Source organism: Streptomyces sp. CNT360 (assembly GCF_000424785.1).
In genome coordinates this window covers 170,496-177,355 of record NZ_KE384247.1, presented here as the reverse complement: position 1 = coordinate 177,355, position 6,860 = coordinate 170,496, and the positions used below count along the sequence as shown (strand labels likewise).

The window sequence follows — 6,860 nt, the reverse complement described above, 5'->3', positions numbered from 1 at the left end:
CCGAGGTATCAACATATCTGGCGTTGACTTTTGGCACGCTGTTGAGTTCTCAAGAAACGGACGCTTCCATCGAAACCATCTCACCGGCTTCTCCGGACGTTTGCCCTTTCGGTGTTCCCGACTCTATCAGATCCGTTTTCCGGTCCGTTTCCGTACCGTCTTCCGCATCGGAATCCCCTGTCGGCGGGGCGCCTTCCGGCTGACCGCTACTTTAGAGCCTTTCCCCGCCGACTTCCAAATTGAGCCGACCGCAGAAGAAATTCGGCATGCCGAATGGACCCCTGCGAAGGGGAGACAGTGCTCTCGTAGTGATGCAGCCGAACCGGCTGAAGGGTTACCAGGAACCGTGACGGCTCCATGGCAACCCGATGAACCTTACGGATCACTCGTCGTACTGTCAACCGGACCTCGGCCGGGGCCGGGGCCCCGGTCAGTCGAGGTCGGTGAGGCGGCCGCCGGCGTCGGGCTGGGCGTGCTCGACGCGGCGGAGGAGGCGGGTGAGCAGCTCGCCGAGCTGGGTGCGCTCGCCCATGGACAGGTCCTGGAGGAGGTCCTCCTCGAAGACGGATGCCTTGCGCATGACCTCCAGCCACTTCTCCCGGCCGGTGTCGGTGAGGCCGATGATGACGCGGACCCGGTTGTCGGGGTCGCGCTCGCGGGTGACGAGCTCCTGGATGAGCATGCGGTCGATGCGGTGGGTCATGGCCGCGGGAGTGAGGCCGAGGCGCTTGGCGATGGTGCCGGGCCACAGCTGGTAGGGGCTGCCGGCCATCACGAGTTCCTTGAGCACCTCCCACTCGGGGCTGCTCAGGCCGAGCGTGGCCAGCTGGCGGCCGTAGGCGACGTTCATCCGGCGGTCCAGCCGACTCAGCGCGTTGACCACCTTCTCCACCTGGGGGTCGAGGTCGTGGAACTCGCGCTGGTAGATCGCGATCTGCTCGTCGAGGGTCGGCTGTCGCTCCGGCATGTGGCCAGTATCCCATGACGGCTCGTTCGCCCTAAACGGTTGCCCTGTGTATTCTTTAGTGTCGAACTTTAGCTTCGAAGTCTTCGCCTTCGAGGCGTCTTCTCCCCCTCCAGCTTCTCGATCAAGGCAGGTGAGTGTGACCACGGCGATGGCCGCCGCGCTGCGGCGGATCCAGCTCGGTAACGCGCTGGCAGCTTTCGGCAACGGCTTCACGGTGCCGTTCCTCTTCGTGTACGTCGCGCGGGTGCGGGAGCTCGGTGACGGCACCGCGGGTGCGGTGCTCGCCGTGTTCGCCGCCGCCGCGCTGATCGTGCTGCCCTTCACGGGGCGCGTGATCGACCGGAGTGGACCGCTCGTGATGGTCGTCGGCGGCGGGGTGTCGGCCGCGCTCGGTGCGCTCGGGTTCGGGCTGTCGACCACGGCGCCCGCCGTGCTGGCCGCTTCCGCCGTGATGGGCGCCGGTATCGCCGTACTCCAGCCGGCGCTCGCGACGATGATCGTGTGGTGTTCGACGCCGGGGACGCGGTCCCGGGCGTTCGCGACCCAGTTCTTCCTGAACAACCTGGGGCTCGGTGTCGGCGGCCTGCTGGGCGGCGTGCTCGTCGACGAGCACGACCCGGCCAGCTTCACCCTGCTGTTCGCCGTCGAGGCGACGATGTTCCTCGTGCTGCTCGCCGTGCTGGTGACGGTGCGGGTGGCCCGGCCCGCCGAGGACGCTCGTGCGGACGGTACAGACGAGGCGTCCCGGGCGGGCACCGCGCGGGGTTCCGGGTGGGGCGTGCTGCTGCGGGACCGTCCCATGGTGCTGCTCGGTGTGCTCGGGTTCGTGATCTTCTTCGCGTGCTACGGGCAGTTCGAGTCGGGGCTGTCCGCGTACGCCGTCGAGGTCACCCGGATCTCCACCGCGACGCTGGGGACCGCTCTGGCGGCGAACACGGCGATGATCGTGGTGGCGCAGTTCGTGGTGCTGCGGCTCGTGGACGGGCGGCGGCGCAGCCGGGTGGTCGCGCTCGTGGGCGTCATCTGGACCGTCGCATGGCTGGCCGCGGGGGCGTCCGGCCTGGTGCAGGGGGCGCAGGCGGTGGCCACCGCGCTGCTGATCGCCACCTACGCGCTGTTCGGGGTCGGCGAGACGATGCTCTCGCCGACGGTGGCGCCGATGGTCGCGGACCTGGCGCCCGCGCGGCTCGTGGGGCAGTACAACTCGGCTTTCGCCCTGGTCAAACAGCTCGCTCTGGCGGTGGGCCCCGCAGTGGGCGGCGCCATCGCCGCGGCCGGCGCGTGGTCGGCGTACGTCGTACTGCTGGTGCTGTGCTGCCTGGGGGTGACCGGTCTGGCGCTGCTGCTGGGGCGCCGGCTGCCCGAGAGGGTGGACCGGCCCGGTTCGGTCGTCGTGGCGCGCGGGGGTTCCGCTGCGGGCAGCCCGGTCCCGGCGCAGCCGGTCGGCTCCGCCGGAGGGGAGGGGCCGTCGCAGACCTCCCGGGACGCCGAGCTCGTCGGGCAGCGGGCTCCCAGCGCCGGTTGAGGTGTTCGCCGGCCTCCGTACGGGCGGGGGCCGGTTACTCCTTCGGCAGTGCGAACTCGCACCAGACCGACTTGCCGCCTCCCGGTGTCCGCCGGCAGCCCCAGGCGGAGGCGATCGTCGCGACGATGGAGATGCCCCGGCCCGACTCGTCCGCCGGTTCCGCGCGACGGCGGCGGGGCAGGTGGTCGTCGCCGTCGGTGACCTCGACGATCAGGCGGCGGTCGGTCCGGCGCAGCCGCAGCCGCATGGGCGCGGCGCCGTGCTGGAGGGAGTTGGCCACGAGCTCGCTGGCGGCCAGGACCGCCAGGTCGCGCAGGTCTGCGGGGAAACGCCAGGAGGCCAGCACCCCGGAGGCGAAGGCGCGTGCGCGCGGGGCCGCCTCGGTGCCGCCCAGCAGGTCGAGCGCCGCGTTGTGGAACAACTCGGCGTCGGCGCCGGTGCGTTCCGGGTGCTGGCAGACGAGCAGCGCCACGTCGTCGTCGTGGTCCTCGGCGATGCCCAGGGCGCGCAGCAGGCGGTCGCACACGATGTCGGGTGAGCCGGTGGCACCGGCGAAGGCGGCCTCCAGCGCGGCCACCCCCTCGTCGATGTCGGCGTCGCGGCGTTCGATCAGGCCGTCGGTGTAGAGGACGGCGGTCGCGCCCTCCGGCAGCGGCAGGCTGCCGGAGGTGTGCAGCCAGCCGCCGGTGCCCAGTGGCGGCCCGGTGTGGTCGGTGGCGCAGCGCACGGTGCCGTCCGGATCGCGTACGAGGACGGGCACGTGCCCGGCGGAGGCGTAGCTCAGCCGTCCCTCGCTGGGGTCGTGGACGGCGTAGACGCAGGTGGCGATCTGGTTGGCGTCGATCTCGGCGGCGAGGCCGTCGAGGAGTTGCAGCACCTCGTGCGGCGGCAGGTCCAGCCGCGCATAGGCCCGCACGGCCGTGCGCAGCTGCCCCATGACGGCAGCGGCACGGACACCGCGTCCCATGACGTCGCCGATGACCAGGGCGGTACGCCCGGCGCCCAGCGTGATGACGTCGTACCAGTCGCCGCCGACGGCCGCGTCCGTGCCGCCGGGGAGGTACGTGGCCGCGACCCGCAGGTCGTCCGGCTGCTCCAACTCCTGGGGCAGCAGGCTGCGCTGGAGGGTGACGGCCGCCTCGCGCTGGCGGCGCTCGCTGGCGCGCAGCTTCTCGACCGCCTCGACCTGGTCGGTGACCTCCGCGGCGAAGATCAGGACACCGCTGTCGTCCGGCAGGGTGATGGGCGTGCAGGTGAACGTGTAGTAGTGACCGGTACGGCGGGGCGGCCCCGTGGTGCCGCGGCGGGCGGCCGACACGGTGCTCCCGTGCTGCGCTGCCGGAGCGCGGCGGGACTTGACCGTACGGGGCCTGCCGCTGCGGCGTACCTGGTCCATCAGCGGCAGCAGACCGAGCTCGACCAGTTCGGGCAGCGCCTCGCGGGCCGCGACGCCGGTGGGGCGCGGGCCGAACACCGTCGTGTAGGCGTCGTTGACGAACGCGATGCGGTGCTCGGGTCCCTGGACGATCGCGGCCAGCGCGGGGACCTGGCCGAGCAGGTCCTGGACGGGCAGCGGGTCGATGCCGTCGCGCTGGTGGGGCGGACGGGGGCGTGCGGCGCCGGAGCTCCGGGCATCGGAACCCCGGGCTCCGCCGCCCGGATTCTCGGCGCTCCGGGTGTCGGCACTCCGGCCCTCCAAAAGCCGGCTCTTGACGCCACGGGACTCGAAGACGCCGGTGGCGGCGCCCGCGGCCTCGGCGGCCGCCGTCCCGGGGGCGGTCGCGGGGCCGACGCCGAGGGGCCGGTCCGTCTCGGAGCGCGGACGACCGCGCGCCCCCGGGACGGTGGGTCCCTTCGCGTCCGGGGTGGCCGAGCCTGCGCCGTCCGCTCCACCGCCCGAGGCCGCCTCGTCGCCCGGGTGCGTGCCGTCGTGCGGGACCGTGTCGCCGTCGTTCGGGGGCGCCTGTTGTGTCGCGTCGCCGTCCCGGGGCGGGGTGTCGTGCGACGGGTCGCCGGGTACCGCGGCGGTTGGGAGGGGGTCCGCGCCGTCGGTCGTGCCGCTGGTGGCGTCCGCCTGCTCGTCGTCGGCTCGCCCGCTCCCGTCGGCGGGGGCGGACGACTGCGCTCGCGCCCTTATCGCGGCTTGGGCGGCTGCGGTCCGCCGCTGTGTGCCGGGCAGTCGGGCGCTCCAGCGCGTGAAGTTCACGTCGTCCGATTCCTCGTGTGGTTCGCTGTGTTCGCTCGGTCGCTCAGAGGCCGCGAAATGGCCGCTCAGGGCCGTTCGGGCGGCCGGTCGAAGGCCGTTCGAGGCCGGTCGGGCCGCTCTCAGAGATCACTCTTCGCAGACACGGGCCCACCCATGGTCACACGCCCAGTGTGGCGCACCGTGCCGACATTCGTCAGGCGTCGTCAGACACCGCTGTTCCAGGGCCACTTCCCTGCCTGCCGGTGTGGCCGTGTCACCGTGCCGCTGCTGCCTCGGTGCCGCACCCGCGGCCGTGGCCGCAGCACCGATCGCTCCTCCGCGTGCACCGGCCCGCCTACGGCAGTCCCCGCACGCGGCTGCGTGCACGTCAGTCCCTGTACGTCATTCCTTGTCGGGACGCCGCACGGTGCCTGCCGCCATCTCGAACTCCGCACGGGGGTGTTCGAGCGAGCCCAGCGAGACGATCTCCCGTTTGAACAGCCCGGAGAGCGCCCATTCGGCCAGCACCCGGGCCTTCCTGTTGAAGGTCGGCACCCGGCTGAGGTGGTAGACGCGGTGCATGAACCAGGCAGGGTAGCCCTTCAGCTTCCGTCCGTACACGTGCGCGACCCCCTTGTGGAGGCCGAGGGAGGCGACGGAGCCGGCGTAGGCGTGCCGGTAGGGGGCGGGTTCCTGTCCGTTCAGGACGGCCACGAGGTTGTCGGCCAGACAGCGTGCCTGCCGGACGGCGTGCTGTGCGTTGGGGGCACAGGTGGTGTTGCTGTCCGGCGTTCCCGTTGCCCCGCCCGCGCCGGTTTCCGTCGCCGTCAGGTCGGGAACGGCCGCCGCGTCGCCCGCCGCCCAGGCGTGCTCCCTGCCCGCGACGCGGAGGGTGGCGTCGCAGGAGAGCCGGCCGCGCGAGGTGAGGGGCAGATCCGTGTGGGCGAGGAGCGGGTGCGGTTTGACACCCGCCGTCCACACCAGGGTGCGGGTGGGGTGACGGGAGCCGTCGCTGAGGGCGGCGACCCGGTTCTCGCAGGAGTCGAGACGGGTGTCGAGACGGACGTCGATGTTGCGGGCCCGTAGCTCGCGCAGCGCGTACCCGCCCATCTCCTCACCGACCTCGGGCAGGATCCGGTTGCTCGCCTCGACGAGCAGGAACCGCAGGTCGTCGGCCTCGATGTTGTGGTAGTAGCGGCAGGCGTAGCGGGCCATGTCCTCCAGTTCGGCCAGCGCCTCCACCCCGGCGTATCCCCCGCCGACGAAGACGAAGGTCAGTGCGGCGTCCCGGACGGCCGGGTCGCGGGTGGAGGAGGCGATGTCGAGCTGTTCGAGCACGTGGTTGCGCAGCCCGATGGCCTCCTCGACGGTCTTGAATCCGATGCCGTGCTCGGCCAGTCCTGGGACCGGGAGGGTACGGGAGACCGACCCCGGGGCCAGCACCAGCTCGGTGTAGGGGAGTTCGAGGGTCTGCGGCTCGCCTGCCGGGCGGCCCGCTCCGGCCTTGGCGGCCCGCGTCGCGTCGGCCTCGGCGGTGGCGAGGGTGGTGATGTGTGCGACGCGGCGCTCGTGGTCGATGCTGCGGGCCTCGCCCACGACGACCTGGCAGTGCGGCAGCACGCGGCGCAGGGGGACGACGACGTGGCGCGGGGAGATCGAACCGGCGGCGGCCTCCGGGAGGAACGGCTGGTAGGTCATGTACGGATCGGGGTCGAGGATCGTGATGGTGACCCCGGGCGGGAGGGCGAGGGCGGGCGAGGACCGGGCCGCGGCCGGGGCGGAGGAGGACGACGCGGCGGCCGGGGCGGGGAAGGGGCGCGGGGCGCGGCTGAGTCGCTGCTTCAGCTTCCGCTGGAGCCGCAGCGCGGTGTACATGCCGACGTAGCCGCCACCGACGACGAGGATGCGTGTGGGGTCCGCGGAGTGCTCAGGGTCCTTCGTGGCCTTCGTCACCCGTCCATGACGCACCCTCAGCCCCTCGTTTGTCCACAGGCCACACGATTCGTATGACCGGTGTGCGCCGGGCGCCCCCCGCGCCTCCGACGGCACTCCCGCACAAGTCGGTGCAGGTCACTCCGGGGAAGAGGGGGGCGCTCGGACCGCACGGGCAGGGGTGGGAGAGGTCGCGACGGGGGCCCACCCTGTGCCGTGCGGAGACGCCCTCTTCTCTCACGTCGTGGGCT

4 protein-coding genes are annotated in these 6,860 nt (G+C 72.4%); 1 reads left to right on the top strand and 3 read right to left on the bottom strand.

Annotated elements, in window-relative coordinates; translation table 11 throughout:
- Window positions 1–430 precede the first annotated feature (430 nt).
- Window positions 431–967 (bottom strand): MarR family transcriptional regulator, encoded by a 537-nt coding sequence (locus tag H297_RS0132595; RefSeq protein ID WP_027740453.1) that lies wholly within the window; start codon window positions 965–967, stop codon window positions 431–433.
- Between the two features lie 148 nt (window positions 968–1,115).
- On the opposite strand from H297_RS0132595, the gene H297_RS39825 reads away from it, so the two are divergent.
- Window positions 1,116–2,492, top strand: coding sequence for an MFS transporter (locus H297_RS39825; protein ID WP_051352384.1), 1,377 nt, complete (start codon window positions 1,116–1,118; stop codon window positions 2,490–2,492).
- A gap of 34 nt (window positions 2,493–2,526) precedes the next feature.
- Here H297_RS39825 and H297_RS39820 read toward each other — a convergent pair whose 3' ends face one another.
- Complete coding sequence (locus H297_RS39820) at window positions 2,527–4,191, bottom strand: ATP-binding SpoIIE family protein phosphatase (RefSeq protein ID WP_078514991.1); 1,665 nt, start codon at window positions 4,189–4,191, stop codon at window positions 2,527–2,529.
- 888 nt (window positions 4,192–5,079) lie between these two features.
- Complete coding sequence (locus tag H297_RS0132580) at window positions 5,080–6,552, bottom strand: FAD-dependent oxidoreductase (protein WP_051352383.1); 1,473 nt, start codon at window positions 6,550–6,552, stop codon at window positions 5,080–5,082.
- Window positions 6,553–6,860 lie beyond the last annotated feature (308 nt).